31 protein-coding genes are annotated in these 26,394 nt (G+C 52.2%); 14 read left to right on the forward strand and 17 right to left on the reverse strand.

Annotated features, from left to right (window positions below):
- The first annotated feature begins 23 nt into the window (after positions 1-23).
- Together ABD949_RS07565 and ABD949_RS07570 are read left to right on the forward strand one after the other, a co-directional pair.
- Positions 24-737: a sulfite exporter TauE/SafE family protein gene (locus ABD949_RS07565; protein WP_345242157.1), complete on the forward strand. Its 714-nt coding sequence runs from the start codon at positions 24-26 to the stop codon at positions 735-737.
- 26 nt (positions 738-763) lie between these two features.
- The gene (locus ABD949_RS07570) at positions 764-1,729 is read left to right on the forward strand and encodes a 2-hydroxyacid dehydrogenase (RefSeq protein WP_345242159.1); all 966 of its coding nucleotides are present in this window, start codon (positions 764-766) and stop codon (positions 1,727-1,729) included.
- Positions 1,730-1,811: 82 nt separating this feature from the next.
- Here ABD949_RS07570 and ABD949_RS07575 read toward each other — a convergent pair whose 3' ends face one another.
- Entirely contained in the window at positions 1,812-2,180 is a 369-nt protein-coding gene (locus tag ABD949_RS07575) for a thioredoxin family protein (protein ID WP_345242161.1), read from the reverse strand.
- A 167-nt stretch (positions 2,181-2,347) separates the two neighbouring features.
- On the opposite strand from ABD949_RS07575, the gene ABD949_RS07580 reads away from it, so the two are divergent.
- Positions 2,348-3,958 carry a sensor histidine kinase gene (locus tag ABD949_RS07580; protein WP_345242163.1) on the forward strand — a complete coding sequence of 537 codons (1,611 nt, stop codon included), beginning with the start codon at positions 2,348-2,350 and terminating at the stop codon, positions 3,956-3,958.
- Positions 3,936-4,991 (forward strand): response regulator, encoded by a 1,056-nt coding sequence (locus ABD949_RS07585; protein WP_345242165.1) that lies wholly within the window; start codon positions 3,936-3,938, stop codon positions 4,989-4,991. Before ABD949_RS07580 ends, ABD949_RS07585 begins: the two co-directional genes overlap by 23 nt.
- Before the next feature lie 27 nt (positions 4,992-5,018).
- On the opposite strand, the gene ABD949_RS07590 is transcribed toward ABD949_RS07585, so the two are convergent.
- The 4 genes from ABD949_RS07590 to ABD949_RS07605 form a co-directional block, all read right to left on the reverse strand.
- Positions 5,019-5,684, reverse strand: a complete 666-nt coding sequence (locus tag ABD949_RS07590) for a response regulator transcription factor (protein ID WP_345242167.1) — start codon at positions 5,682-5,684, stop codon at positions 5,019-5,021.
- A gap of 45 nt (positions 5,685-5,729) precedes the next feature.
- Entirely contained in the window at positions 5,730-6,491 is a 762-nt protein-coding gene (locus tag ABD949_RS07595) for a sensor histidine kinase (protein WP_425576736.1), read from the reverse strand.
- Between the two features lie 199 nt (positions 6,492-6,690).
- Positions 6,691-7,407, reverse strand: coding sequence for a hypothetical protein (locus ABD949_RS07600; RefSeq protein ID WP_345242171.1), 717 nt, complete (start codon positions 7,405-7,407; stop codon positions 6,691-6,693).
- On the reverse strand, positions 7,407-7,757 hold the full coding sequence (locus tag ABD949_RS07605) for a hypothetical protein (RefSeq protein ID WP_345242173.1): 351 nt from the start codon (positions 7,755-7,757) through the stop codon (positions 7,407-7,409). Before ABD949_RS07605 ends, ABD949_RS07600 begins: the two co-directional genes overlap by 1 nt.
- Positions 7,758-8,295: 538 nt before the next feature.
- Between ABD949_RS07605 and ABD949_RS07610 the strand changes: the two genes are divergently transcribed.
- Positions 8,296-8,673, forward strand: a complete 378-nt coding sequence (locus ABD949_RS07610; protein ID WP_345242175.1) for a hypothetical protein — start codon at positions 8,296-8,298, stop codon at positions 8,671-8,673.
- A gap of 117 nt (positions 8,674-8,790) precedes the next feature.
- Here the strand turns inward: ABD949_RS07610 and ABD949_RS07615 are convergent, their stop codons facing one another.
- Positions 8,791-9,057 carry a hypothetical protein gene (locus tag ABD949_RS07615; RefSeq protein ID WP_345242177.1) on the reverse strand — a complete coding sequence of 89 codons (267 nt, stop codon included), beginning with the start codon at positions 9,055-9,057 and terminating at the stop codon, positions 8,791-8,793.
- 288 nt (positions 9,058-9,345) lie between these two features.
- Here ABD949_RS07615 and ABD949_RS07620 point away from each other — a divergent pair, with 288 nt between their 5' ends.
- Complete coding sequence (locus tag ABD949_RS07620; RefSeq protein ID WP_345242179.1) at positions 9,346-9,525, forward strand: hypothetical protein; 180 nt, start codon at positions 9,346-9,348, stop codon at positions 9,523-9,525.
- Between the two features lie 460 nt (positions 9,526-9,985).
- Positions 9,986-10,591: a hypothetical protein gene (locus tag ABD949_RS07625; RefSeq protein ID WP_345242181.1), complete on the forward strand. Its 606-nt coding sequence runs from the start codon at positions 9,986-9,988 to the stop codon at positions 10,589-10,591.
- 103 nt (positions 10,592-10,694) lie between these two features.
- Here ABD949_RS07625 and ABD949_RS07630 read toward each other — a convergent pair whose 3' ends face one another.
- The 3 genes from ABD949_RS07630 to ABD949_RS07640 form a co-directional block, all read right to left on the reverse strand.
- A complete protein-coding gene (locus ABD949_RS07630) occupies positions 10,695-14,057 on the reverse strand; it encodes a class I SAM-dependent DNA methyltransferase (protein ID WP_345242183.1) in 3,363 nt (1,120 codons plus the stop codon).
- 96 nt (positions 14,058-14,153) lie between these two features.
- A complete protein-coding gene (locus ABD949_RS07635) occupies positions 14,154-14,597 on the reverse strand; it encodes a LytTR family transcriptional regulator DNA-binding domain-containing protein (RefSeq protein WP_345242185.1) in 444 nt (147 codons plus the stop codon).
- A 175-nt stretch (positions 14,598-14,772) separates the two neighbouring features.
- Complete coding sequence (locus ABD949_RS07640) at positions 14,773-15,207, reverse strand: response regulator (protein WP_345242187.1); 435 nt, start codon at positions 15,205-15,207, stop codon at positions 14,773-14,775.
- A 155-nt stretch (positions 15,208-15,362) separates the two neighbouring features.
- Between ABD949_RS07640 and ABD949_RS07645 the strand changes: the two genes are divergently transcribed.
- The 3 genes from ABD949_RS07645 to ABD949_RS07655 all read left to right on the forward strand — a co-directional run bounded on the left by ABD949_RS07645 (position 15,363) and on the right by ABD949_RS07655 (position 17,266).
- Positions 15,363-15,689: a hypothetical protein gene (locus ABD949_RS07645; RefSeq protein WP_345242189.1), complete on the forward strand. Its 327-nt coding sequence runs from the start codon at positions 15,363-15,365 to the stop codon at positions 15,687-15,689.
- 189 nt (positions 15,690-15,878) lie between these two features.
- A complete protein-coding gene (locus ABD949_RS07650; RefSeq protein WP_345242191.1) occupies positions 15,879-16,427 on the forward strand; it encodes a hypothetical protein in 549 nt (182 codons plus the stop codon).
- A 407-nt stretch (positions 16,428-16,834) separates the two neighbouring features.
- Positions 16,835-17,266, forward strand: a complete 432-nt coding sequence (locus tag ABD949_RS07655) for a response regulator (RefSeq protein WP_345242193.1) — start codon at positions 16,835-16,837, stop codon at positions 17,264-17,266.
- 3 nt (positions 17,267-17,269) lie between these two features.
- Here ABD949_RS07655 and ABD949_RS07660 read toward each other — a convergent pair whose 3' ends face one another.
- Complete coding sequence (locus ABD949_RS07660) at positions 17,270-17,833, reverse strand: sugar O-acetyltransferase (protein ID WP_345242195.1); 564 nt, start codon at positions 17,831-17,833, stop codon at positions 17,270-17,272.
- 109 nt (positions 17,834-17,942) lie between these two features.
- Between ABD949_RS07660 and ABD949_RS07665 the strand changes: the two genes are divergently transcribed.
- Positions 17,943-18,251, forward strand: coding sequence for a hypothetical protein (locus ABD949_RS07665; RefSeq protein ID WP_345242197.1), 309 nt, complete (start codon positions 17,943-17,945; stop codon positions 18,249-18,251).
- Between the two features lie 78 nt (positions 18,252-18,329).
- On the opposite strand, the gene ABD949_RS07670 is transcribed toward ABD949_RS07665, so the two are convergent.
- The 3 genes from ABD949_RS07670 to mce are packed head-to-tail and all read right to left on the reverse strand — an operon-like array spanning position 18,330 to position 20,471.
- On the reverse strand, positions 18,330-18,896 hold the full coding sequence (locus ABD949_RS07670) for a hypothetical protein (protein WP_345242199.1): 567 nt from the start codon (positions 18,894-18,896) through the stop codon (positions 18,330-18,332).
- On the reverse strand, positions 18,893-20,050 hold the full coding sequence (locus ABD949_RS07675; RefSeq protein ID WP_345242201.1) for an AAA family ATPase: 1,158 nt from the start codon (positions 20,048-20,050) through the stop codon (positions 18,893-18,895). The genes ABD949_RS07670 and ABD949_RS07675 overlap by 4 nt, the downstream gene beginning before the upstream one ends.
- 13 nt (positions 20,051-20,063) lie before the next feature.
- Positions 20,064-20,471 carry a methylmalonyl-CoA epimerase gene (mce, locus tag ABD949_RS07680; RefSeq protein WP_345242203.1) on the reverse strand — a complete coding sequence of 136 codons (408 nt, stop codon included), beginning with the start codon at positions 20,469-20,471 and terminating at the stop codon, positions 20,064-20,066.
- 146 nt (positions 20,472-20,617) lie between these two features.
- Here mce and ABD949_RS07685 point away from each other — a divergent pair, with 146 nt between their 5' ends.
- Positions 20,618-20,944 carry a HesB/IscA family protein gene (locus ABD949_RS07685; protein WP_345242205.1) on the forward strand — a complete coding sequence of 109 codons (327 nt, stop codon included), beginning with the start codon at positions 20,618-20,620 and terminating at the stop codon, positions 20,942-20,944.
- Between the two features lie 85 nt (positions 20,945-21,029).
- On the opposite strand, the gene ABD949_RS07690 is transcribed toward ABD949_RS07685, so the two are convergent.
- The 3 genes from ABD949_RS07690 to ABD949_RS07700 all read right to left on the reverse strand — a co-directional run bounded on the left by ABD949_RS07690 (position 21,030) and on the right by ABD949_RS07700 (position 24,144).
- Positions 21,030-22,070 (reverse strand): methionine synthase, encoded by a 1,041-nt coding sequence (locus ABD949_RS07690; protein ID WP_345242207.1) that lies wholly within the window; start codon positions 22,068-22,070, stop codon positions 21,030-21,032.
- A gap of 24 nt (positions 22,071-22,094) precedes the next feature.
- Positions 22,095-22,883: an SDR family NAD(P)-dependent oxidoreductase gene (locus tag ABD949_RS07695; RefSeq protein ID WP_345242209.1), complete on the reverse strand. Its 789-nt coding sequence runs from the start codon at positions 22,881-22,883 to the stop codon at positions 22,095-22,097.
- A 67-nt stretch (positions 22,884-22,950) separates the two neighbouring features.
- Positions 22,951-24,144 (reverse strand): Gfo/Idh/MocA family protein, encoded by a 1,194-nt coding sequence (locus ABD949_RS07700; RefSeq protein WP_345242211.1) that lies wholly within the window; start codon positions 24,142-24,144, stop codon positions 22,951-22,953.
- An 84-nt stretch (positions 24,145-24,228) separates the two neighbouring features.
- Between ABD949_RS07700 and pnuC the strand changes: the two genes are divergently transcribed.
- Positions 24,229-24,912 (forward strand): nicotinamide riboside transporter PnuC, encoded by a 684-nt coding sequence (gene pnuC, locus ABD949_RS07705; RefSeq protein WP_345242213.1) that lies wholly within the window; start codon positions 24,229-24,231, stop codon positions 24,910-24,912.
- Positions 24,913-25,060: 148 nt separating this feature from the next.
- On the forward strand, positions 25,061-25,369 hold the full coding sequence (locus ABD949_RS07710) for an isoamylase early set domain-containing protein (protein WP_345242215.1): 309 nt from the start codon (positions 25,061-25,063) through the stop codon (positions 25,367-25,369).
- An 83-nt stretch (positions 25,370-25,452) separates the two neighbouring features.
- On the opposite strand, the gene ABD949_RS07715 is transcribed toward ABD949_RS07710, so the two are convergent.
- Complete coding sequence (locus ABD949_RS07715) at positions 25,453-26,394, reverse strand: TIM barrel protein (RefSeq protein ID WP_345242343.1); 942 nt, start codon at positions 26,392-26,394, stop codon at positions 25,453-25,455.

Consider the following 26,394-nt stretch of genomic DNA (forward strand, 5'->3'; position numbering starts at 1 on the left):
GCTCTATCCAATTTAATAAAGCAATGAACATCTGGTGGACAACTGCCGTTATGGCCGGCCTGGCCGGAAGCCTGCACTGCGTTGGTATGTGCGGCCCCCTGGCCATGGCTCTGCCCGTGGGGCGTTTGCCCCGCTACCAACGGGCAGGCGGTGTACTCCTGTATCATGCGGGCCGTATCTCAGCCTATGCCCTGCTGGGTCTGGTAACCGGTCTGCTGGGCCATGGTCTGCTGCTGGCGGGTATTCAGGGACCGGTGTCAATCGCGTCCGGTGTGCTGCTGCTGCTCTATACCCTCACCAACCGGACGCATCTGTACAAGCTACGGTCGAGCCGGGCGGTACGGTGGGTAACGGCTCCCATGACGCGGCTGCTGCAACACCCTACCCTGCTGAGTTTTACCAGCATGGGTTTTCTGAACGGCCTGCTGCCCTGCGGCTTTGTGTACGTGGCGCTGGCCGGCGCCCTCAACAACCCAACTCCGCCCGACGGAGCCCTCTACATGATCCTGTTCGGGCTGGGTACCCTGCCCGCCCTGTTAGGCATTCGCTTTGCCCCCAGCCTGCTGCCCCCCGCGCTACGGCAGCGCCTGAGCCCGGTTTTACCCGTAGCCACAGCCCTGCTGGCGGTCTTCCTGATCGTCCGCGGCCTGACTCCCTACGCCCACACCCCGGCCACCCATTCACCGGCCGTAAACTCAACTTCTATTCCTGACTGCCACGGCACCTTAGGGAATTGAGTAACTTGCCGGCAAAATAGCCCCCTATGAACGTTACTGCTTTTAGTATTAGTGACTACGAGAAACCAGCTCTCGACCGATTCAACCAGGGCCAACACACCATCCGGTACATCGCCGAACCCTTATCCATTGATTCCGTCGACCGCGCCAAAGGCTGCGATGCCGTGCTGATTTTTACCAACGACGATGCATCCGCTCCCATTCTGAAACGATTGCACGAACACGGCGTGCGGTACCTGGTAACCCGCTCCACGGGCATGGACCACATCGACCGCCAGGCCGCCGATGCCTTAGGGATTCAGGTTGGTAATGTGCCGCGCTATTCACCCCATGCCATCGCCGAACATGCCGTAGCGCTCATGCTGGCCCTGAGCCGCCAGTTGCTGCGGGCCGACTACAACGTCAAACGCTTTGATTTCCGGCTGACCGAAAAACTGCTCGGCTTTGAGCTTAAGGGCAAGACAGCGGGTATTGTGGGCTGCGGCCATACCGGTGCGGCCGTTATCGATATTTTGCGCGGCTTTGGCTGCCGGGTGATTGCCTACGACGTCAGGCCCGAACAGGCCGCTCCTACCCGCGACCCCATCGACTTCGTTGACTTTCCGACGTTGCTGGCCGAGTCTGATATTGTCTCCATCCATGTGCCGCTGAATGAATCGACAAAAGGGTTATTTAACAACGAGCGGATTAGCCGGATGAAGCGGGGTGCCATGCTGATCAATACAGGGCGGGGTGGGGTACTGGATACACAGGATGCCATTGAGGCCCTCAAAGATGGGCAGTTAGGCTATTTAGGTATTGATGTGTATGAAAACGAACGGGGGCTTTTCTTTCAGGACCGGTCCCGCGAGCCCCGCGACCCCCTGCTGGAAGAACTGATGCAGCAGAATAACGTCATCATTACCGGCCATCAGGCGTTTCTGACCCGCGAGGCCGTCGACTCCATCAGCCGCCAGACCATTGAGCACCTGAATCGGTGGGCGAACGGTTGAGAAGACAACAGCAAAATCCCGGCGGAAAGACAGGGTTTTCGCCATCCCGTCTTTCCGCCGGGTCAAAAGAGAAGGCGGTATATTATAAGCTAAGCCGGTTTGGTTCTATCGGATTCGGCACGGGTAAGGTATCGAGCCTCGGCTGAAGTTTTTCCAGTTGCTCAGCCAGCAGTTGCAGCAGTTCTGACCCTTCAATGGAGCCGGTATGCCGCCAGATTTCGTTTCCCTGCATAATCAGCACAAACGAAGGCAGCATCCGGACCCCAAAGCTGTTGACCACTTCGGGATGCGTGGATTCGTCGACGCGGGTAATTTTAACCGCGTCGCCCAGCACCGCCCCTACGCGTTCCAGCAACAGCTCCACATCCAGGGATAAGGACGATACCCTGGGCATAAATACCAACAACACGGCTGTTTTCGGCGGAATAAATAAAGGACGGTATACAGGCATAGCAATAGGCTACTTAATCGACAGTAAAATTCTCCTTTTCCTGCCTTAGATTATATGACCTACGTCAGGTAGCCGTTTGATTAAAATCACCTGTCCCTGCGTAATGCGTTATATATTGCGGGTATATAGCTCAAAAACGTAAATTGCTACGCCTTGCGTGATTACGTATGATCAAAGACTTTCTATCGGCAGCGCTGATAAATCCTTTATTTGAGCGCGCCAAGCACTTCATCGGCCTGCTCGACCGGGAGACAGACCAGTTCATCCAGGTTAATCCGGCCGGCTCCGACCTGTTCGGCTGCCGCGACATCGCTGAGTTCCTGCAGGAATCCGGCCACAACGCGTCCTGCAATCCGTTTGGTCCCGGTAAGCTTGCCCAGATCAAAACGGCCCTGGAGCAGACCAGTCATTATTCCGAAGAGAGGGAGTTTCCCCGAAAAAGCGGGGCTTCCTTCTGGGGAAAACTGGAGGTTGACCCGTTTGAAGTAAACGGAAGACGCTATCTGCTCGTTCAGATCACCGACATCAACCACGCCCGGTCGGTAGAGCGCCGGCTGGAGCAGAGTTCACGGCAGTATGAAGCCGTGTTTACCAACGCGACCATCGGCATTGTGGTGTGCGACAAACGGGGTATCATGGTTTCGGCGAACCAGTTTGCTCATAACCAGTTTGGCTATTCGCCCGGCGAGTTGCAGGGGAAGTCGATTGACGCGCTGGTGCCATACACGGTGCTCCACCGCCACGAAGAACTCCGGGAGTCGTTCAACGCCAACCCCCAGGTACGAGCCATGGGACACGGCCGCGACCTGTACGCTAAACGCAAAGATGACTCGGTGTTTCCGGCCGAAGTGAGCCTGAGTTACTTTTACCAGGGTTCCGACCTGTACGTGGTGTCGTATATCCTGGACATCACCTTCAAGAAAGAAGCCGAACGGGCGCTGATCGAACAACGCAACAAAATTGCCCAGCTCAATATCGAACTGGAGCAGAAGGTAGCCGATCGCACCCACGCCCTGATGGCCACCCTGCACCAGCTGGAGGAGTCGAAAGATGAACTGACCAAAGCGCTGGCGGCCGAACGCGAACTCGGCGAGCTAAAATCCCGCTTTGTGTCTATGGCCTCGCACGAGTTCCGGACACCCCTGAGCGCGGTGCTGACCTCGGCCTCGCTGATCGAAAAATACATCACCACCGAGCAGCAGGACAAACGGCAGAAACACATCCAGCGTATCAAATCGTCGGTAAACCACCTGAACGATATTCTCGAAGAGTTTTTGTCGGTGGGCCGGCTGGAAGAAGGCCGCGTCGAAGCCAACTGGACAACCTTCGATGTTACGGCGCTCATCAGCGACGTTGTAACCGATATGCAGGGCATGCTAAAGCCGGGTCAGACCATAAAAACGACGTTGGACTGTCCCCGGTCCGTTCGGCTGGATAAGTCGCTGCTGCGGAAGATTGTAATCAACCTTCTGTCCAATGCCATCAAATATTCCGGCGAAGATATGCGGATCGAGGTAACCGGCCGCTGTTCGGGTACTACCACCCAACTGTCGATCCGTGACCGGGGCATTGGTATCTCCGAAGACGACCAGAAGCACCTGTTCGAACGGTTTTTCCGGGCCAAAAACGCCACCAATTTCCAGGGTACCGGCCTCGGCCTGCACATCGTGGCCAAATACGTGGAGCTGCTCAACGGCACCATCGAACTCAGCAGTGAACTAAACGAAGGCACACTTGTAACCCTTACATTCCACCATGAAAACCATCCTGCTCATTGAAGATAACCCCGACATCCGGGAGAATACCGCCGAGATCCTCGAACTGGCCAATTATACGGTCATCACGGCAGAAAACGGAAAAATAGGCGTCGAGAGGGCACTGGAAACCCGGCCCGACCTGGTTATCTGCGACATTATGATGCCGGTGCTGGACGGCTACGGCGTCCTCCATATCTTCAACCGTAACCCCGACCTCAACGGCATTCCGTTTATCTTCCTGACCGCCAAAACCGAACGCGCCGACCTGCGCAAAGGGATGGAAATGGGGGCCGACGACTACCTGACCAAGCCCTTCGACGAAATTGAACTGCTCAACGCCATTGAAGGCCGGCTGAAACGCTTCGAGCAGATGCGCCCGGCCTACGAACCCTCATCCGAAGGGTTGAACCAGTTTCTGGACGACGCCCGCGCCGTGACCGGCCTGGAGTCGCTGACGGTAGACCGGAAAACGCACCAGATCAAAAAAAAGCAGTTTGTGTACTCGGAAGGTGATGAGCCGTCGCGGCTGTTCTTCCTGAAAACCGGCCGGGTCAAAACGTATAAAACCAACGCCGACGGCAAAGAACTCATTACCGGTCTGTACCAGGCCGGCGATTTCTTCGGCTACGTCAGCCTGCTGGAGCAGACCGACCATACTGATACGGCCGTAACGCTGGAAGACTCGGAGCTGATTTATATCCCCAAAGAAACCTTCATGGACCTGATGACCCGCGACCCGGAGGTAGCCAAGCGGTTTGTGCAGTTGCTGGCCAACCGGGTTACCGAGCGTGAGCAGCAGTTGCTGGGCATGGCTTATAACTCCCTCCGCCGGCGCGTGGCCGACACCCTGCTGAACCTGCATAACCGGGCAGCATCATCGGGCAACGCAGCAGCCATTCAGCTCTCCCGCGACGATCTGGCGTCCATTGTCGGTACCGCCACCGAATCCCTTATCCGGACCCTCAGCGAGTTCAAGCAGGACGGCCTCATTGAGATCGCCGACGGCAACATCCGGGTCAAGAATCCGGAGCGGCTGAAGCAGATGCGAGTATAAAAAGAGCGGGCCGGCGGCCCGCTCTTTTTACATTAAGTTGTTCTTGAACGCGTACGCCACCATGCCGGCGGTGTTTTTGGTGCCGGTTTTTTCGAGAATGCGCAGGCGGTGGCCCTCTACGGTGCGGGGGCTGAGAAAGATCTTTTCGCTGATCTCCTGCGTCGAGAGCCCTTCGCAGATGAGCTTTAATACTTCTTTTTCCCGCTCCGACAGCACCACCTTGCCGTTGTACAGGCCCGCGTTGGGACTGGGCTTCACCACCGTGGTTTTGTTAGTCATCTTGCGGAGCATCGCCTTCGAAACGAATTCGTTCAGGTAAACGCCTTCGTCCATGACCTTCCGCACGGCCAGCTCCACCTCGTCGGGGTCAGAATCTTTCAGCAGATAGCCACTCACGCCCTTCTCCAGCAGGTGCAGCACCATGCGGTCTTCGTCGTGCATGGTCAGCACCACAATCTTGATGAGGGGGTAGTTGTCGCGGAGATAATCGGCGGTGGCGGTGCCGTCGAGCACAGGCATTTGCAGGTCGAGCAGCACCACATCGGGAACACGGCGGGGAATTTTGTCGATAAACTCCTGCCCGTTGCTGGCTTCCAGCACCAGCTCAAAATCGGGTACCTGGCTTAAGATGGTCGCCATACCCCGCCGAAAGAGGTTATGGTCGTCGACCAAAGCCAATTTTATTTTTCTCATAGCTCAAAAAGGTTTCTGGTTAGGCTCATACGAGCAGAGAGGAATTTACACCAATTCAGGCTCCGGCTCGGACTGGGGCAGCGGCACCTGCACATAAATTTTTGATCCGCGGCCGGGTGCCACATCAAAGGTAACGTGGCCGTCGACCACACTCAGCCGGCTTTCGATATTCCGCAGACCCAGCCCCCGGTCTCTGTCTTTCATTACATCATCGAAATCAAAGCCATGTCCGTTGTCAACTACCGACAGGCGTACCTCATTTTCCTGACAAAACAACTGAATCGTGATCTGCGTAGCCCTCGCGTGTTTAATGCCGTTATTAACCAGCTCCTGCGCAATACGGTACAGCATGACTTCCATTGGAGAGGTTAAGTTATCTAAAGTTGCGTTACATTCCAACTGAATGTGAATGTCTCCGTCGGTTGTTTTTTCGATGAGTTCCTCCAGGGCGGCTACCAGCCCGAACCGGTCGAGGGTGGTGGGTACCAGATCGCGGCTGATGCGCCGGACATTGCTCATGGTTTCGTCGAGCAGGGAGCGGGTGCGCTGCAGCAGTAAACTGGCCGGTACATTGTCGGTTAGTTTGCGGTCCAGTTGATTCAGGCTCATTTTGGTCACCGACAGCATGGTGCCGATCTCGTCGTGGAGGTCGCGGGCCAGCCGCCGGCGTTCCTGCTCCTGCCCCTGAAAAGTGGCCGCCATCAGCTCCCGGCGATATTTCTCCTGCAGTTCTTTCAGGGCCAACTGCTGCTTTACCTGCTTCTGCTGGTAATAAGCCACGAACACGACAATAAAGATTGCCATCATCAGCAACAACGCCGTTCCGAGCGCCAGGTATAGTCGAAAGGTATTCGCGTCCACAGCAGTTAGCAGGTCATATTGGCTAAAACGAATATACTAAAGGGCTGAGAAACAAACCAGCTTTTTCGATTTGAGATATTGAACGGTAAGAAAATGAGAAACTTACAGCGAAAAAATGGGTTTACGCCTGCGTATATTATAACCGTTACAAATTGGAAATTATCCGCATTTTAGCCGTGCTCCTCTTTCTGGTGTGCCCGGCCGGCCCCGTAAACCAGATGCCCACCGCCATGAACAGATAAAAAATGATGCTGAGCAGGCAGTCGATGCTCCAGTACTGGCGCTGCATATCAATCTCCGGGGATACACTCAGGGTATATCGGCTGAACACATACACCAGCAGGGTACCGGTATAATACAACAACGCTCCGGAACTGAACCAGAAATACGGATCGCGTTTGATGTTGGGAATCTGCAGGCTCTCCAGCACCTGAAAGTAAAACGCCAGCACCAGCACAATAGTAAATAATCCGCTGAGGGGGTGGGCATAGGAGTTAAACATTACCGTTTTGGGATTGAGCATGGTGTCGTACTCCAGCATCGACAAGCCGACCAGCAGCATACAGGATATCGGAATAAAATACTGACGTATCCGCCCTTTCAGCAAACGGGCGTATAAATAAGCCGTGTTCAGGTAAAAGAAAATAACAAACCAGTTATAAAAGATAATGTTATGGATGCGGTAGGCCGACAGAATTTCGGTAATGAGATTCCGCAGAAACACCAGGATAACAAACGCGGCCAGTATACGCAGTTCACCGGTAATGTATTGTCGCCTGATGAGCAGGGCTATGAGCGGAATGAGAATACTTGCGTCGGCAACCCTGGCCAGCAATCCGATATGGTCGGCCAGATAATCCATCAGAATAAAGCACTGGTGGAATCACACACATTGGGACAGGGCTGCCCAAAGGCCAGCACTTTTCCGGTCGGCTCGCCCCCCGGCATGTCTTTACCGCCCCCGGCCGTCGCGGGCAGGCGGTCGCGCTTCTCCTTGTCGACGCTCACCAGCAGCAGCTGGCCTCTGCCGTTATCGTCGGCTCCGTAGTAGATACGCAGGCCGTCTGCGCCTTCCAGCAGCTCCATCAGCTGCGCCCGGCTAAAGAGTTCGGCCTTGGTGACGTCGCCTTTTCCCTGCCGGAAACGCCGGGCCATACCAACCGCCTGACCTACTTCAATAAAACGTCCACCTTCTCCGTTAGTTGTATTCATAATGACGAGGGGTTTACCCGTACCCGGTTGGGTACGATTCTGTCTAAACTACTAAATAAGCAGCTATTCCGGTTTTGGCAACTTCCCGGCCCGCGAGGGGCCGTATATGCGTAGTTCTACTTACCAAACTACGGGGTAACCCCTGTTTTAAGCCCTTATCTGAAAAAGCGGGTTTTTGCGCTTACATACTGACGCTTAAGCTTATACCTTTGACATACCGTTTAGCAGTTGGGCTGATACACCATAGTCAACTACGCTTCCCGACATAAACGAATTTCTCATCTCATAGGTTAGGTTACTGATAGCCTGTCAACACGTTGATTGACAGGCTATTTCATTTTTCGTGGCAGCACATCGGTAGCACAATTTACCAAAACCCCACATTGTCTCCGGAGTATTCTGATTAAATCAATGCTTTGCTGCCGGCAACTATGTAGGCGGTATCGTCAACTAGTAACCATTTAATAACCTAACTGAACCATCCTCACAATCTGGTGTTCCTATACCTGGAGACTTTCCGCTTCCCCACGCCAACGTTATGATAAAAAGAAAGACGGTAATTCGTTCTGCGCTCATTAGCCTTTTTGCAGTTTCCTTACTGGCTATTTATAAACTTGTTTATCCCCAGCAGCCGTGGTTCAAAGAAGTTGTCTCCAATCTGGGTTTTGACATCGCCCCTACAGCCGTGAGTTTTTCCGTGCTGGCAGTGATGTGCCTGGTCGGCCTACTGGTGTTACCGGCCGAAGCAGTAAAGCAGGAGAAAATAATAGAGGAGGTAAAACTGCCCGACCCGCAAACCTGGCCCCTGAGCTACTCCGACAGGTATAGTGAATCCATAAGCAGTTTAGTTACTAAAAAGCTTGAACACCACTTGCCGACAGTGCTTACTTCTATCAAAGCCAGTGACGTTGAGTAGGTTTGTTACTGTGGTTAACAGGAGCGAGTCTGTGCATAACCTGATACATTGGCTATGTTAAATAAAAAGCCCGGCTTGCTTTGCCGGGCAGGGTAAAACAATACATTACGTCCTCAGTTATCCTGTGAATCGGGTAGTCCGGTCAGCACTTCCCTCCGCTACGTGCAGGAACTCCGCTAAGCCCTCCAGCACCACAGATACGGTTCCATGCAGCGATGCCTGTAGCCGTTCATCAAGAAACAACCACACGGTATTTGTACCCACAACTACGCGCATGGCCCCACGCTCATAAATGGATACAGCGCCATACCTAATAGGCGACACATCGGTGAACCCATGGTCTGTCAAAAGTTGTATAATCTGTTTTTTGTCATAGTATTCCATATACGTTGAGTTGACTGTATGCTCGTTACCATTTTCCCGTCTCCACTGCTCTCTGTCCGCTAAACAGCAACAAAATTGGTTTTATCAACCACTCACCCTAGTCTAATGTTTATAAATTATATTGATGGACTGCGAAGCACATCGTTCCCTTAGTCTGGTTGACAGAGCCCTGATTTATTGGCAATTGGCGTTAGAATGTCCCATACTGGATTAATTGCCGATCTTATCCTGGGCCATTGCCGGCATTGTATTAATACCGTTCTTGTAACCTGAACCAGTTGATTGTTTATGCGCACAACTTGTACCATCCAATCACCTGGACAGGGCTCGATTACCATCACCATTGTCTACATACCCGCCCTGGATCAGCAACATCTTCCGCAGGGAGGGTACCTGTACACCCCGGCCAGCACTGCTTTTGTGAACCGCAGCACGTTTGACCTCATTTATCAATGCAGACAACAATAAGAGAAAAGCGGTGTTTCAAGGTCTGATTAAGATTGACAGGCCCAAAATTCATATTGGTCAGGAAGTGCTGCTGCTTAGTAAGTTTATGGAGTAGTACAGATAGTGTATCATGCTGCATAGTTCTCCCCCCTCTCCGTCTGCCGCAGCAGCGCCGTGAACGTTTCCGGAGAGCAAACTTTGTCGTATACAAAATATACAATTAAGTGACTAAGGTTTTAACGCCAAACGTATAACTATCATACGTTATTTACTTATGAATTTAATTTTTAAGTAGTTACGAATACGGTAACAATTTTTGTTATCACTTATTAACTCATATGCTATAACGTATACATGATTTCTATTAAATACCGTTTAATAACACTCTTTTTTTTCTCAATAACCCTTTCTGTGATATACCGTTCTATCCTACAGAAACAGTGCACTGTTCTAATTTCACCTTAAACAATTCAACTCAGTTATGAAGAACCAGATCAGCAAAGGACTTAGTTTAGTCCTATTCGCCCTTGCTTTGGGTTGTACTAACCCTGACACCGTTGCTCCTGACCAGACTTCCGGTGCACGAACGGAGGCTACGGCCAAAAAAGCAACCAGTGCACTGTCGGCACCTATAACCGGCACCGTTGATGGCAGCAGTTTTAGTGGCGTTTTTACCATTTCCCGTTTTATTGAAGATGGCTCTCAGGTGTTGGCAGTAGGTACGATCTCTAACATCAAAGGCAAGAAGCTTAGCGGAAGCGCTGTAAAAACGATCACAAGCCAGCAGTGGACACTGCCCGTTAGCTTTCCCTCTATGGGAACGGCCAGTCTGGGAGATATTACAGCCCAGGCTACGTGTGAAATTCTGGAGTTGACGCTGGGGCCGCTTGACCTTAATCTGTTGGGTTTGGTGGTTCATCTCGATCAGGTGAACTTAACCATTGATGCGCAATCCGGCTCAGGTAATTTGCTGGGCAATTTGTTATGTGCCGTAGCCGGTTTACTGGATCCGGTGAGCTTCCTGGCGAATCTTGCTCAGATCGTTGATCTGCTTAACCAGATAGTTGGTGTGTTACAAGGACTTTAAACTAACTGACCCATAAAAAAAGGCAGCCTTCACACGCTGCCTTTTTTTATGGGTTAACATGATCGCCCGAAACGACAGAGTAGCAGCTATGCTCTTCTTTCCGCTACGCGGCATAACTCCCCTCCTCCGTCTGCCGCAGCAAGGCCAGCGCCGTGAGCGTATCTAATAGCGGCTGTACTTTGTCGGGTTTTGTGCGCTGGAACCGGTCGGCTACCTGTTTGGGCGTGAGCGGCTGACCGGCCTGCTGCACGGCATCGCGTACCGCCCGCATTTGCTGAGCCAACTCCTTCGGCCACTCTATTGGGCCAGTAGCTTCTGTGGATGCAGCTTCGGTAGTAGCTGCTGCTGTAGGCAGATCAATGCCGAGTTGCTGCTGACCGGGTGCCGGAACGCCGGACCGCTGATAAGTCGGACGCAAATACCGGATATGTCCGGCCTGTTCTTCGCGGGCGCGTTCGTGGTTTAGCTTTACTAAACGATTCAGGATTTCGGCTTCGGGTAAGTCAACCGGCCAGCCGTAGGCTTCGGCAACGGCGGCATCCAGTTGCTGATGCAAACTCAGTACCACTGATGCCAGCCCCTGCTGATTAATGGTTTGCTCTTTGGCATTCAGCGGCTCTCCCATTTTCAGTTTCTCAACCACATTATACAAATCCGTAAGCGTCAATGTTGAGTGTTTTGCCTGCTGGCGTTTACGATGGGCGTCTAACTGCTCGGCTAGTTCTCGAATGCGGGCACGCTGCTCCTGTGTGGCTTCAGGAAATGGGAAGGTTTGAAAGCAGCGGGAGCTTGTATAGACTGAATCATTACCTACTCCTAACCAACTTCCAGTTGCTAGTGACCAAGCTACATGAATTCGGCTTGAAACTATGCCCAGAAAATAAGCATCATCAAAGGCTAAGCATATCAGCTTATGGTCTGGCATTATGCCACCGTCTATAAATTGGAATATACGATATTTTGCTGTCTCGGGTGTGGCAATATATCTAGTTAACCCTTTTATAGCAGATCGTAAGCCCTTACGGGTTTCGCCAAACTCCCACCAGATTTCCTTTAACTTCTTGCGATTGTTCTGATCTCGCTCGGGCTTTACATAAGTATAAACGTGTTGATACAGTTCAGGGAAGTGGCTGATTACCTGGGTTTCTTTCAACCCAAACAAATCAATTAAATAAACGCCACGCGGCCTTGCAGTTAAATCTTTACCGTTCCGATAGGGCCGAATGCGGTCTTGTAATCCTGGTACACGACCCAAGCCTAAATCTTCTGCCTGTTCCTTAGTGACTATGAAGCCTGACCCAGCCAGCATCATGCCGTTGCTGGTTACACGGGTATTTGCCTTTAATGTGGCAGCACCGGCCACATCTGCCCCAACACTGAAATCTGCGTTGATTGTACCGGACGTTTCCGTCAGCTCTACCGAGTGTGCATCGTCATCGTCGGTAGCTACCTCCCGCGTAACGGTAGCCAGCGTACCTGTATGGCTACCCACCCGCGCTACACTCATGGCAATTCGAACGGCCGCGCCCTGAGCATTATCGACCCACGGATGGTCAGGAATCGCATAGGTTAATGACAGGGGTGGCTCGGCTTCCAAATGCCGCTGAATAACGCGCCGGTTGAAGGTCTGCGTAATGGAGTTGGTGGTAATAAACCCAAACGATTCGGTTTTGCCCTGCCGGACCGTTTCAGCCGCTTTCTCCCACCAGTACATCACCAGATCAGATGAATCGGGTACGATGCCTTTATAGGTCTTGCGCAGGGCATCAACATAAGCATCACCCAAAGCACCTCTCATAGCTTTATCCCCTACAAAAGGCGGATTACCGACAATAAAATTAGCATCCGGCCATACAGTTGGCTTAGAATTGTCAAAACTGCCGTTGTAGGTCAGCACCGCATCCTGTTGCTGAATATTCTCGTATTCGTCCAGCAGCGGCTCGCGTAGTTCGCTGGCTCCGTGGGTACGCAGGTGCCATTGCAGGTAACCGATCTTCAGCACCACATCGGCAATGGCGGCAGCGCGGGGGTTTAGCTCCAGTCCCAGCAGTTGGCGCGGGCTTACGGTAGTCCCGCCACCCAGGTCGAGCAGGCCCGTCTGGCCGTAGCTGTTGATAGCGGCCAGTACCTCACCCTCCAGGCGTTTCAGGTGTTCGAGCGTTACGTACAGGAAATTGCCGGAGCCGCAGGCCGGGTCTAATATTTTGATGGCCGTGAGCCGGTTCAGAAAACGGACCAGTTCGGCGCGGGCGTCTTTGGGCTTATTCTCCTCCAGCAACCGGGCGGCTGCGGCTTGTGCAGCCGTCCACTCCCGGCGTAACGGTTCCAGCACCGTAGGCAGTACCAGCCGTTCGACGTACCGGCGCGGGGTGTAGTGTGCACCCAGGCTATGCCGTTCGCGGGGGTCCAGCGCCCGCTCCAGCAGGGTGCCAAAGATGGCCGGTTCTACCGCCGTCCAGTCAGCCTCTGCTGCTTTCAGCAACAGCTCAATCTGTTCAGGCGAAAGCGGTAAAGCGGTCGCATCATGGAACAGTTTGCCGTTGAACCGGCGCAAACGCGCTTTCAGCTCGGACGAAAAGCCACCGGTATCCATCTTCTGCCACAGGTTTTGCAGCGCATCCGGCAGGAACTCCCGCAGATCAGGCGCGGCATACTGCCGCAGCATACCCGTAAACGACTCCTTCGGAATCAGCCCTACGTCTTCCGAGAACATGGTAAACAGGCAGCGCATCAGAAACTGCGCCACCGTATCGGCCGGATGGCCCGCCCGTTCCAACTGGCTTGATACACCGGCCAGATAGCCCGCCAGTTCGCGGGTCACCCGTGCCGACCGGCGGCTTGGGTCCAGTTCACGCGGTTCCAGAAAAATCTGCCGCAGCATGGCGCGGGTACTCTCCTGCTCCAAAGCAGAGAGATACAATCTATAGCGAGTCTGGTCGGGAAACGGAATAAAGGAATCACCAACCCCGGCAAAATTGCTGTAGATGTCGATGCAGTAGCCCACATCGACCACCAGCACAAACAGCGGCCGGGGTTCATCCGCAGGTAGCGCCCGCACATAGCCGAGAGCCTGCTGGCGGGCGGCTTCCATCATCTGCCCCCATTTGGTGGTACCCCGCACGGCATGACCTTTCCGGCGTTTTTCCGGAGCCAGTCCTAATTCAGCCCGTTCTACCGCCTTTTGTTGGTCAGGGGTTTCCGTGCCTTGCTTGGTTTCGAGTACAAAGCAGCCGCGTTTATACAGGTCAATACGGCCGGTGCTTTTCCGGAGCGCCGGACCGTTTACACCATCGTTGAACTCGACGGCTCGTTCCAGCACGTAGGCATCCTGCGCCGGATTATCGGTGGTAGGTTCAGGGCGAGGTACGCCCAGCAGGTCGCAAAGTTCAAGTAAGAAGATGCCGTAGTTGGCGCGTTCGGCACCGCCGGCCGATTTCCAGCGGGCTTCAAATTCGGTAAAGGTCACGATGGCGTATGGTATAAGCTATTGTCGTGGCACATAATTATGCCAAAAAGTGACAATATAGTGACTTGTTCAGAATTTGAAAACCATTCGTTCTATCTACACGTGCTTTGTAACGGAGAAGTTCATCAGTTTATCGCCAGGTTCAGAAGACCCGCTTACTCTGTAGCCGGGTCTTTTTTTGATTCGCAATGGCTCGTCTATGCTTGTCTCCTGAACCATGGGCAAGGTCTTTAGCCTGGCAACGATAGACTTTATACGACGGCGGGATAGGATCAGTTCAATCCTATTGGAAAGGCAAATAGCGGCATGGTTGGGAGAGGTTTGTTCTAACCAGTCGATGTGGAGCGGGTTCACCAGCGAAGCCTTATTTACCCGCATGAAGTTGCCCAGGGTCCGCTCAAACCTCTTCAGCGTCTGCGTAATCAGGCAAGTCTCTCCACTCAGGAAATGGACTTTCGCATAGTTGCCATACCCTTCAATCCATATAATCGTATCGGTATCTACATTCCTTTTGTACCCGATCAGATAAATCGTACCCATATGCGGTTATATCATAGTACAATTTGACCATACAAGGTAAATGTAGATGTTTTAGTTTACGATTATAAGCGTTACCCTGTACTTTTTGTTTAAAAAATGCTGGGTAGTGAAGCGAAGGTAACCGGTAGGGACGGGTGATAACCGGGTTGATTAACCTGTCACCCCGGCGCAAAAGCTACTTGTAGCCCATGGGCAGTTCGGCTACATCCAGCCAATAGTGGTTAATTACGGCCACCATCGTTTCGGCCTGAGCAGCAGATTGGGGTTTATTCATAAAGGCAGTACTGCCTTTATCATAACTCAGCATTACCTCTTCCGGACTGGCCCTGTGCGCCATTATGATGACCGGAATTCGCCTGAAGACTGGATTCGTTTTGATGAAATCTAAAATGGCCGGCCCGTCTACTCCCTGCATATGCAGGCTCAGCAGAATCAGATTGGGAAGCCGGTGACGGCTAGTGTCCTGAAGGATACTGAATAAACTACTTCCGCTGACAAAGCCAATTATATGACAATTGGTACATTGTTTCTCCAATTCGTATAAGAGAAGTTGACGATCAGGATGATGATCGTCAACAATGTAGATTAAGGAATTCCGAATGGAACTCATACAGGAAAGGGAGGGCAGTTCGTCAGCAAAGATACTACCTAATCTCGGTGGATTAGATGACCCTATTTAAATAATTGTGCAAACAATCTCAATCGCAGCTATGTTATTGTGTTCAAACAACGCCTGCCGACGAGGCAGGTCATTACGTTATGAAAATGAAAAAGATGATGATAGCGGCCGCTGTAAGTGCCGCTCTAATGTGGTCGGGTACCGTTTTTGCCCAGGCCGTGCAGGAGGCTAAAGAAGCCAAAAAGGAAATGAAGGCCGAGAAGAAACTGGACAAAGCCCAGAAGAAGCTCGAAAACGCGAAAGAAGATGATGGGATTGTTGGTATTACCAGCCCCAGAACCAAAATAGAAAAAGCGGAGAAGAAGCGCGAAAAGGCCATTAAGAAGGAGATCAAGAGCGATGCGAAGGACCTGAAGGCGAAAGCCAAACGCAGAACCAAGAAAGCCGACAAAGTAGTGACTCCGAACGATTAAGCGTAGTCGCTCCGTATTCTACTCCACCCATGAACAACGACAGCCCGGTTACTGAGTAGCCGGGCTTTTTTTTTCAAGGCCCTTCAACGTTACCTATATACGACAAAAGCAAAACATTATGACCCCAGCCGTGTTCAATCAACAGGGGCAGCACAAGGCGCTCTTTGTACTCAACAAACCACAAGTATTATGGCTAATTACACAGACAACACAGGTATGACAGGTTCCTCGACACGCAGGACGTCAGGGATGATGACGGCGATCTTCCGGGATCGTGAAAGTGCTGAACAGGCCTACGACGCATTACTCAATCATGGCTTTTCAAAGGATGATGTAAACCTCGTAATGTCTGATGACACGCGCAAGCGGAATTTCGACAATGACAGCTACCGGAATGACAACTCGGATCTGGGCGATAAAGCTATGGAAGGAGCCGGTAAAGGGTCGGCCATTGGCGGTACGCTTGGGGCCATTGCCGGAGCCATCGCGGCTATCGGTACCTCGCTGGCAATTCCCGGTTTAGGGCTGGTCATTGCCGGGCCTATCGCGGCTGGTCTGGCCGGTGCTGGTGCCGGTGGCCTGACGGGTGGTATCATTGGGGCTTTGACGGGAGCCGGTGTACCTGATGATCGCGCTAAAGAATATGAATCAGGTATTAAAGAGGGCGGCATTGTCATTGGCGTTGAACCCCGTAATGAAGCCGACGTGCGTTATCTGGAACAGCACGGGTTCCATTGACAGAAAATACGATACACAGTCAAAAAAAGGCCGGAACCGATTGAGGTCCCGGCCTTTTTCTTGGGTAGTTACTGTTACTCATTCCAAAAATAATTACCTATTAGGAAGGCAATAGTAAAAAATTCCTATAAACGCCGTAATTTAGTATTAACATTCTTGGGATAAAGGCGCGGTTTCGCATTAGCCAATAGTTCGGAGAATGATTAAATGATAAACGAGTAGTGTACAACCCGGTCCGTGATGTGGCCGGGTTGTCTGTTTAAGCCCGCCCTGAAACGGAGCCTCCCACCGGTGGTTGCCAGGCGACAAGCCTCTGATGGCAGCAACGGACAGCCGGTACAGCATGAAATATGATTAATTTTGCGTAGGTTTATACCAGATACTGATCATATAACGAGCCGGCGGCAATGATGGGAAGACATAACACGATATGGATCATTGATGACTGGCAAAGTTGTCAGACGGCAGAGCATCTCTGGGGGCTTACGTATAAACAGTACACGGTAGTGCCCTTATACACCGAATCGATGCTGGTCGCCCATCTGGAATCCACCCAGCAGGCACCCGCCATTATTCTGTTGGGTCATCTGCCGGGTAAGCACAATCAGCTCCGGTTATTACACGCCCTGAAAGCGCACGATGGCACCAGCCTCACCCCCATTATTGTGCTCACCAAAGCCGCCGATACGGCATACCTCCGGGAGGCTTACGCCTTGCGGGCCAATGCCTGTGTAGAGAAGCCGTCTTCACCGGAAGAATACATCCCACTCATCACCCTCACGTGCGATTACTGGTTTAACTGTTGTACCCTGCCGGCCCATATAACGGCCTCTATTTAACGTTTAAGGTGTAGACAGCGACCGGATTACCCGGCAGGGGTTACCGGCGGCAAACACATCAGCAGGAATGTCTCTGGTTACCACACTACCTGCCCCGATAATGGTGCGGTCGCCGATGGTAACGCCAGGGCAGATGACGGCGCTGCCGCCCACCCACACGTCCTCCCCAATGGTGATGGGTTTGGCAAACTCTACCCCAGACGCCCGTACCTGGTAGTCGGTGGGGTGGGTAGCGGTGTACACCTGCACATTGGGACCGAACAGGGTCCGGCTGCCTATTTTTACGTATGTAACATCGAGCACCACGCAGTTGAAGTTGAAGAATACTCTGTCGCCAACGATTATATTGCTGCCATAGTCGCAGTAGAACGGCGGTTGCAGCCACAGGTCGGCGCCGGCGTTTGGGATCAATTCCTTTAGGATACGGGCCCGCTCTTCCGGCTGGTCTTCACGGCTGTCGTTCAGGTCCTTGATCAGCAGCCGGGTGCGCACCCGCTCTTCGGTAAGTTGCGGGTCCAGGGCGTTGTACAGCTCGCCGGTCAGCATTTTTTCTTTTTCAGTTTTCATGAGGGCAGTGTTTAGGTTGTTTGCTCACTCAAACATTTTCGTTACCTGATATGTTATTAGGTTCGACAAACTTACCATAGTGACGGGTTTGCGCTAAAACGTTATGAAAATGAAAAAGGTAATGATGACGGTAGCCGTTTGTGCTGCCCTGATGTGTTCGCAGGGTGCTTATGCCCAGGTTGTGCAGGAAGCCAAAGAAGCGAAAAAGGAAATAAAGGCTGATCGCAAAGAAGCCAAGGCCGAAAAGAAAATGATGAAGGCCGAGAAGCACGCCGGCACCCCTGAAGGCGATGCCAAAATGGCAAAAGCCGAAAAGAAGCAGGAAAAAGCAATGAAGAAGGAGATAAAGAGCGAAGTGAAAGATACGAAGGCCAACGCCAAAGCAACCGTTAAGGAAGCCCGGAAGTCCTCCAACTAAGTATCTTCTTTTCTATTCCACCCATTGATTCAGCAGGTAAGCCAGCCCGACCCATCAGCTGCCGGGCTGGCTTATTTTTTAATGCGTTTCTACGAATCGGCCGACCTGCTGATGAAAATGCCTGAAACTCTCCGAACGACTTTCCAGCCATTTCACATCTAAACTGAGCAAGATCTGATTCGCTTTTTCGAGTTGCGTTTCGGTGACCTGACTGTTACCATAAACAGCTCGTTTGGCATCCCGGCGATTTAATGATTCCAAAGGGGTGTTCTTACCAGGCTCTTCCTGCCTGCGCTTGAGATACCAGAGCCAATGCTCAATACACTGCACCGGCAGCATAATGAATACCGAACCATCACCTTTGCAGATTTTACTAAAGTAATCGCGTTTAGCCAGAATAGATGGCTCATGGGCGCTATCCATATCCCGGCCGACAAAAAGCACATCTAAGTTCAGCTTTACCTTTTGGAGTAACGCTTGTGGGAGAAGGGCGTCCACCTGGTCCCTGTTCCTGACTTTTATCCGCCAGCGAAATTCCTCATCTTCAATGAATGTATTCGGATAATGGTGGTCCAGATACTTAGACAGGAAATTTTGTTGTGCAGCATCCTCACCAAAAAAACCATAGGTAAACAGTTTCCTCATTTGGGTACCCCTCCCAAAAAGCCAACTGTCCATGAATCACCGAGCGCATCGGTATAATGGGGAGGTTCCAGGCCCAACTCTGTGCTTTTTGCCGTATCTGGTTCTATAACATCCCGTTGCAAGTTTTTTACGTGGGTTGCTCCTTCTTCGTCTTTATCAAAAATAAAAACGCTCTCCGGCATATCCGCAAACATATCCAGCACCACCGGGCTATGCGTGGTCATAATCACCTGAATATCCTTTTCCTCTACTAACAGCAGGATAAACTGGATTACCTCTTTGATACGGCGCGGGTGAATACCTTTTTCCGGCTCTTCTAAAAGGAGAAGCTTTGGCGGGTTGGGTTGGTTGATGATACAAAGGAGAGCAAGAAAATATAAAGTGCCTTCTGAGAGTTCATCGGCCCAATAGGTTATATCTTGACGGCCATCCCTTAACCCAAGACGTCTAAAAGAGTATTTGTTTCCGTCCTCGGCGTAAAGCCTACGTATCTCTTCTGCTGGCTTAACATCATCTAATTTAATTTCATCAAATTCAGGTATGCACTTCTGCAGATCATTCTCAATTTGTTGAAAAGCAGTTCTGCGGTATTTGACAAGCATTAAATCCAAAAAGCCGACGAGATTAGAAGCATCGGCGTTGACTACTTCTTCTCCCGTGCCCACTGGCCCAGGCTTATTTAACTTATTCGGATCGGGTTTATAAATTTTAGGGCTGAGATAATTTCGAAACTCTGGTTCAATCCTATCAATTATTGAATCTTCTACAGAAATAGTATTGCCGTTTTCATCAATAATAGCTGGAACAGCTTTATGAACAACTTGAGCTTCAAAATTTTCTATAACTATCTGCTTATCAAACAATAGTCGGTAAAAAGTTTCTGGCTGGCTATTAATCTGTCCTTCTAATGAACTCTTTATTTTAGATTTAAAATCAAAGGCATACTTAATACTATTTCGTTGATGCTTATATGAAACCCTCTCTAACTCGGCTAAATCATAAGAGCGAAACTCACGACTTTCAAAAAACTCCAACGCCTTCAGGAAATTACTCTTTCCAGAGTTATTTGGCCCGATCAGCAGATTGACCCTCTGTAAATCCAGGGTGACGTCTTTCAGGCTTTTAAAGTTTTGTATTGATACGCGCTTTAGCATGATTTCTTCTTTTTTACTCCTTTATCTCCTGACACAACTCCACCAGTACCCCATTAGTACCTTTCGGGTGGAGGAAACAGACCAGTTTGTTGTCGGCTCCACGCTTGGGCGTTTCGTTCAACAGGGTGAAGCCTTCGCCCTTCAGCCGCTCCATTTCGGCCCGGATGTCGTTGACTTCAAAGGCCAGGTGGTGAATACCTTCGCCTTTCTTCTCGATGAACTTAGCAATGGGGCTATCGGGAGTGGTGGCTTCCAAAAGCTCAATTTTTGTCTGGTTAACTTTAAAGAATGAGGTAGTCACCCCCTCCGACTCTACAGCCTCGGCTTTGTAGGGAGCTATATTTAACAACTTCGTAAACAGCTCGTTGGAAGCGGCAATACTCTTGACGGCAATACCGATATGTTCGACGTTGGTCAGCATGATGAATGAACAGAAAATACTGGATAAGGAATTGGCGGCTCTATATCGAACTTTTCCCGCGTGCCAAAAGTTAATAGCTTAGCGTCGCATGACAATGCAGGGGCTGTTATTTTCACGCTACATCGTCATTTTTAGTATATAGAGATATGGTTTCTGTTTCAGAAAAAGCAAAAGAAAAAATTGTTGAACTGCGCCAGAAGGAAGGGCTACAGGATAATTACGCCATCCGTGTAGCGGTACAGGGTGGAGGTTGCTCCGGCCTGATGTACGACCTGCAGTTCGACGCCACCGAACAACCCAACGACCATATCGTGGAAGACAAGGGTGTTCGGATTTTGGTAGATCGCAAGAGTTTGTTATACCTGGCTGGCACCGAACTGGATTTCTCCGACGGGCTGAACGGGAAAGGGTTTCAGTTTAAAAACCCCAACGCCAGCCGCACCTGCGGCTGTGGCGAAAGCTTTGCTGTTTAACTGACCGGGCGTAAGCGCCCGGTCGATATTTCTTGTAAGGTTGTGAAAAAGCACCGTCGGCTTCCAGACGGTGCTTTTTTGTGTCTTACGCCATTACCGCCAGTTGCTCCCGCACCTTCCGGGCACCGGCCACCATATTGATCAGCTTCTGCCGGGCGGCCCAGCGGGCGGTCTGGCTCAGACCACAGTCGGGAGCCACGGCCAGTTTCTCGGCTGGCACGTATTGCAGGCACCGCCGAATGCGCTCCTCCACGTCGGCCACGGTTTCGATGTAATAGTTCTTTACGTCGATGATACCCACAGCCACGTCCATTACCTGCGCAAACTCGGCCAGCAGTTCAATCTCGGCAAATTCGCGGTTAGCCATTTCAATATGCACCTCGTCGACAGTCAGGTCCAGAAAATCCGGCAGCATGGGTTTGATGCTCCGGTAGCCGACCGGCCGCCCTTTGAAGTTGCCAAAGCATAAGTGCGTCGACAGGCGGCCTTTGCCTACCACCGGAGCCACCGTCCGGTTGAAGATCTCGACAAAGCGCCGGGTATCTTCCCGGTAAGCATAGCACGACATCGACGGTTCATCGACGGTGATTTCGGTACAGCCGGCCGCAACCAGTTCTTCCAGCTCCTTACTCACAAACGGCAGTAATGCTTCTGTAATGGCGTACCGGTCTTTATAGCGGTCGTTCGGCAGCATCCGGCCGCTGAGCGTGTAGGGCCCCGGTACCGAGGCTTTCAGCGTAGGGCCGGCGGGTGCCAGTTTCTTCAGCCGCTGGTATTCCCTAACCGCCCCTAATCCTTTTGGAGCGGTCAGTTCATCCACAATGGAGTGCTTGCCCCGCTGGTCGTGGGCAGGCGGACCAAACTTGCGGGTTTCGCTGTGATTAGGCTGCAGCCCTTTGATGAAGCCGTAGAACGACAGGTTGAAGTCGAGCCGGGTCTGTTCGCCGTCGGTAATGACATCGAGGCCGGCGGTAATCTGGTCGTGTACGGCCGCGACTACCGCATCGTCAATCATTTCCTCCACGTCGGCCGGACCAAACTGGTCGAGGTGCTGCGTAGCGAACTCCAGCCAGCCGGGAAACGGATAACTCCCGACAACGGTAGTACGGATGGGTATGGGTTGCATGAGGGTCTCTCTGGTTAATAACGTTTATTCATATTGCCCTTCGCTGACCGACCAGCCGCCGTCGACGGTCAGCACCTGCCCGGTGGCGTAGCGGGAGTAATCGGACATAAAATACACGGCGGCACCATCGAGGTCATCGGGCGCGCCGATACGCCCCCCATCAAGCGGCTGCTTGGTGCGGATAAAGGCCATAATTTCTTCGTCGCCGGCCGCCCGCTGCGCCATGGGCGTTTCAACCAGCGCCGGCGCAATAACGTTTATCCGGATGTTGTCGGCCGCGTAGTAGGCCGCAATGGATTTGGTAAAGCCAAACACAGCCGATTTGGCCGCGGCATAGGCATGGGTCACAAAATGGCGGGGCGAGGGCGAATACCCCAGCACCGAACTCATATTCAGAATAGTCCCCCCGCTCCCCTGCTCATGAAAAGTCCGGATAGCGGCCTGGTTGGCCAGCATCAGCGAGGTCAGGTTCATAGAAAATGTTTCGTTCCAGCCCTCCAGCGTCAGTTCGTGCAGCGGACCATCGCCGAACTTCCGGCCGCTGCCACCGGCCACGTGATAAAGGCCGTCAATGCCGTCAAAGAGTTGCAGACACAGATCAATAGCCCGCTGTGCCGTACCCGGTTCGGCCGCATCGCCCGTCATGGCCAGACCCCCACCGGCCAACTGTCGCTCGGCAGCCGCGCAGCTTTCCGGATTGCGCCCGACTACGACAACGCGGGCCCCCTCGCGCACAAAGGCCTGAGCCGCCGACAGGCCAATGCCCGTGGTACCGCCGATAATGACAATTCGTTTGTTGGTTAACCAAGTCATATTTTAATGGGCAGTTTGCAGTGGGCAGTATACAGCGGCAACTTTTCTGCCTACTGCCCACTAAGGACTAAATAAGATCCCGCTCCAGAATCCGGCCCGTTGCTTTGTCTTTCAGGATGAGTTTGTGGCGGCCGTCGTGGGTGATCTCTTCTTTGATGAGGTAGTGGTTCTCGTCGTAGTCGACCAGGGTTGATTCCTGCGTAAGCCCTTCTCTGCCCCGCCAGACGGGCAGGCGTACGGGTTCCCACTGCTTTGTTTGGGCCGACCGGTAGGCGGCATCGATCACCGCATTGACAACGTAACCATCGTAGAACGTCTCGGCGGGTTCGCGGCCTGCTTCGGCGGCCGTAAACATGTCGGTAAACATATGGTTGTAGCCCAGTTCGTTTACCTCATCACCCACCGGAAACAGCCAGCCGGTTGCCGACTCGGCCTTTTCGGCTACATAGGCAGTGCCTTTGCCGGTAGTAAACATTTCGAAGCCCGTCCGCAGAAAGCTGTTGATCCAGATCGTGCCTTCGGTACCCATCACCTCGTCGCGCAGGTCCATACCGCCCCGGAAGGTCCAGCTTACCTCAAACTGCCCAATGGCCCCGTTCTCGTATTTCACCAGCGCAATGGCGTGGTCTTCGGCATCGATGGGTTTCACCTGCGTAGCGGCCCAGCACATCACTTCAACCGGCCTTACCTCTTTACCGATATAATTGCGGGCAATTTCGATACAGTGACATCCAAGGTCCAGGATGCAACCGCCACCGGCCTGCTCCTTATCCCAAAACCACTCGCTATGCGGGCCGGGGTGTGTCTCCCGCGATTTTGCCCACAAAATCCGGCCCAGGCCCCCGCTCTTTACGGTTTCCATGGCCTTCAAAAACTTGGGGGTATAGCAGAGGTCCTCCAGGTAGCCGGCAAAAATACCCGCTTCCTCCACCGCCTGCATCATGCGCAGAGCTTCGTCGGCGTTGCGGCCCAGCGGTTTGGTACAAACCACCGCTTTTTTATGCTTCGCGCACAGCATCACGGCCGCTTCGTGGAGGTTATTCGGTAAGGCAATGCAGACCATATCGACATCCGCATGGGCGATTACCTCCTCCATGTCGGTTGAGAAGAACGAGCAGCCGTAATCATCGGCAAACTTCCTGGCGCTTTCTTCCCGGCGGGCGTAAATAGCGACGACACGGTCCCGGCTCCGCTGGCCGTGCAGCGAGTCGGCGTAGAACCGGCCGATGAAGCCGGAGCCCAGCATGGCAATTCGTTGCATAGGTTATTGACAGGGAATAGAGTTTGTAGGATATGCGTAGTTTCGTGCCGCCAAAGATAGAAAGCCCCGTCTAAAAACTGGACAATGGAACGATTTTTTGACATAAACACCATATTCTTTACGCTATGGGACTACCCGATGAGCTATCTGGAGTTTTTCGGGGTACTAACCGGCGGGGTAGCGGTCTGGCTGTCTTCCCGTGCCAATGTGTGGAGTTGGCCGCTTGGGCTGATCAGCGTTACGCTGTTTTTTTTTCTGTTCTATCAGATCCAGCTTTACCCGGATATGTTTCTGCAGGTGTTCTTCTTTGCTACGAACCTGCAGGGGTGGTGGCGATGGACGCACCCCGCACCGGGAGAAGCCGACACCCGGCAGGAACTCCGCATTACCCGGCTCCCAAACCGGTATATGCTGTACCTGATCCTGGGCGGCATGGCGGCAACGGGGGCCCTGGGTACCTTCGCCAGCAACCTGCACGAGTGGTTTCCGGTGCTGTTCAGTAAACCCAGCGCATTCCCGTACCTCGACTCCTTTACCACCGTCATGAGCATTGTGGCCACGTTTATGATGATCCAGAAGAAGGTCGAATGCTGGTACGTCTGGCTGCTGGTCGACATCATAGCCACCTATATGTATTTCGTAAAAGGGGTGAAACTGGTTGGTATCGAATATTTTATTTTCTGCCTGATTGCGCTGTACGGAGCCTGGCACTGGACGGTCATTTACCGGAGCTACCGGTCTACGTATAGAGCCGGGACCGTTGGATAAAAAGGACCCGTTTTTCGATGGTTATTTATGAAATTGTGCACACGTATTATAAAGATTTCAATAAATTAGCCACCAACGCATTGATTACCATTGCATTGTACTCATACGGGTATATTTTTGTGTCACTAACCAAACATACCAACTCACTATGGCACTAGCCAAACAATATTTAAAGAGTAAACCTGTTTGCAAAGTCACCTTTACGTTGCCTGCTGATGCCGTTAACGGTGCCAAGACGGTTGCTGTCGTTGGCGAGTTCAATGGCTGGAGTACGGATGCGGCTGTTCTGAAGAAGCAAAAAGATGGTTCTTATAAAACTACGCTTGAATTACCGTGCGGTCAGGAGTTCCAGTTCCGCTATCTGATCGACGGCGAGAAGTGGACCAACGATCAGGAGGCTGACAAATACGTAAAGAGCGGAGTGTCTGACGATGACAACTCAGTTATTGTGCTGTAACGTATTGTAAAAGAACGAATAAACAAAAAGGTCTCCGGGTAGCCGGAGACCTTTTTGTTTATAGTCGGCAGGTAACGTCAGTACTATACCGTAAAGCTGTCCGATTCAACATACGCCTGAATCAGGGCCATCTCACCTTCTTTTCCGGGTCGGGCATTCCCGTGTTCCATGCCCCAGATGAACTCCTTGTTCTCGGCTTTTGCCTTCTGGTAAACGTGCTTGAATACGTTTTTATAGTTGATTTCGCCGGTAGTCGGTTCTTTACGGCCGGGGTTGTCGCCGATCTGAAAATAGCCGATCTCGTTCCAGGCCCAGTTAATATGCGGAATAATGTGGCCTTCGTTCTTCTGCATGTGGTACACGTCAAACAGGATCTTACAGGCCGAACTGTTTACCCCCCGGCAGATCTCGTACGTCTGGTCGGAAGTGCGCAGAAACAGGTTGGGCGTATCGCTCAGCGGCTCCAGCACCATCACCAGGCCGTTCGGCTCCAGGATTTCGGCACCCCGGCGCAACGCATCAATAACGTGGCCGGTCTGGATACCAATCGGCAGGTTCCGCTCGAAGTCGCCGGGTACCACGGTCATGTATTTGGCGTTGCAGCGCTTGGCTACCTCAACCGCCCGCTTGCAGCCGTTCAGGAAAATATCGATATGCTCCTTCTTACCGGCCGCTAAGGTATTCTGGGAGTTACCGCCTTTGTCGACGACAAACACGCCCATCTTCATGCCAAGGCGATCGAGCTCCTTGCCGATCTTCTCCTGCACATCGGCGGGCCGCCCCATCATACCGTTGTCTTCCAGGGCGGTAAAGCCCATATCGGCCATAAACTTCAGCTGGTCGATGAGGTCTTTGCCCGCGCTGTTTTCGAACATGCCGAAATGCGGAGCGTAGTGCAGCTTAAATTTGTTTTTGCCTGTCGGTGAGGCAGAGGTAGTTTCCGAAGCAGCGGCAACACTCGCACTGCCGGTCAGCGCAGCACCTGCTGCGCCTAATGTGGTTTTTACAAAGTCACGACGGTGTAT

This window comes from Nibrella saemangeumensis (assembly GCF_039541915.1).
GTDB classification, from domain to species: domain Bacteria; phylum Bacteroidota; class Bacteroidia; order Cytophagales; family Spirosomataceae; genus Nibrella; species Nibrella saemangeumensis.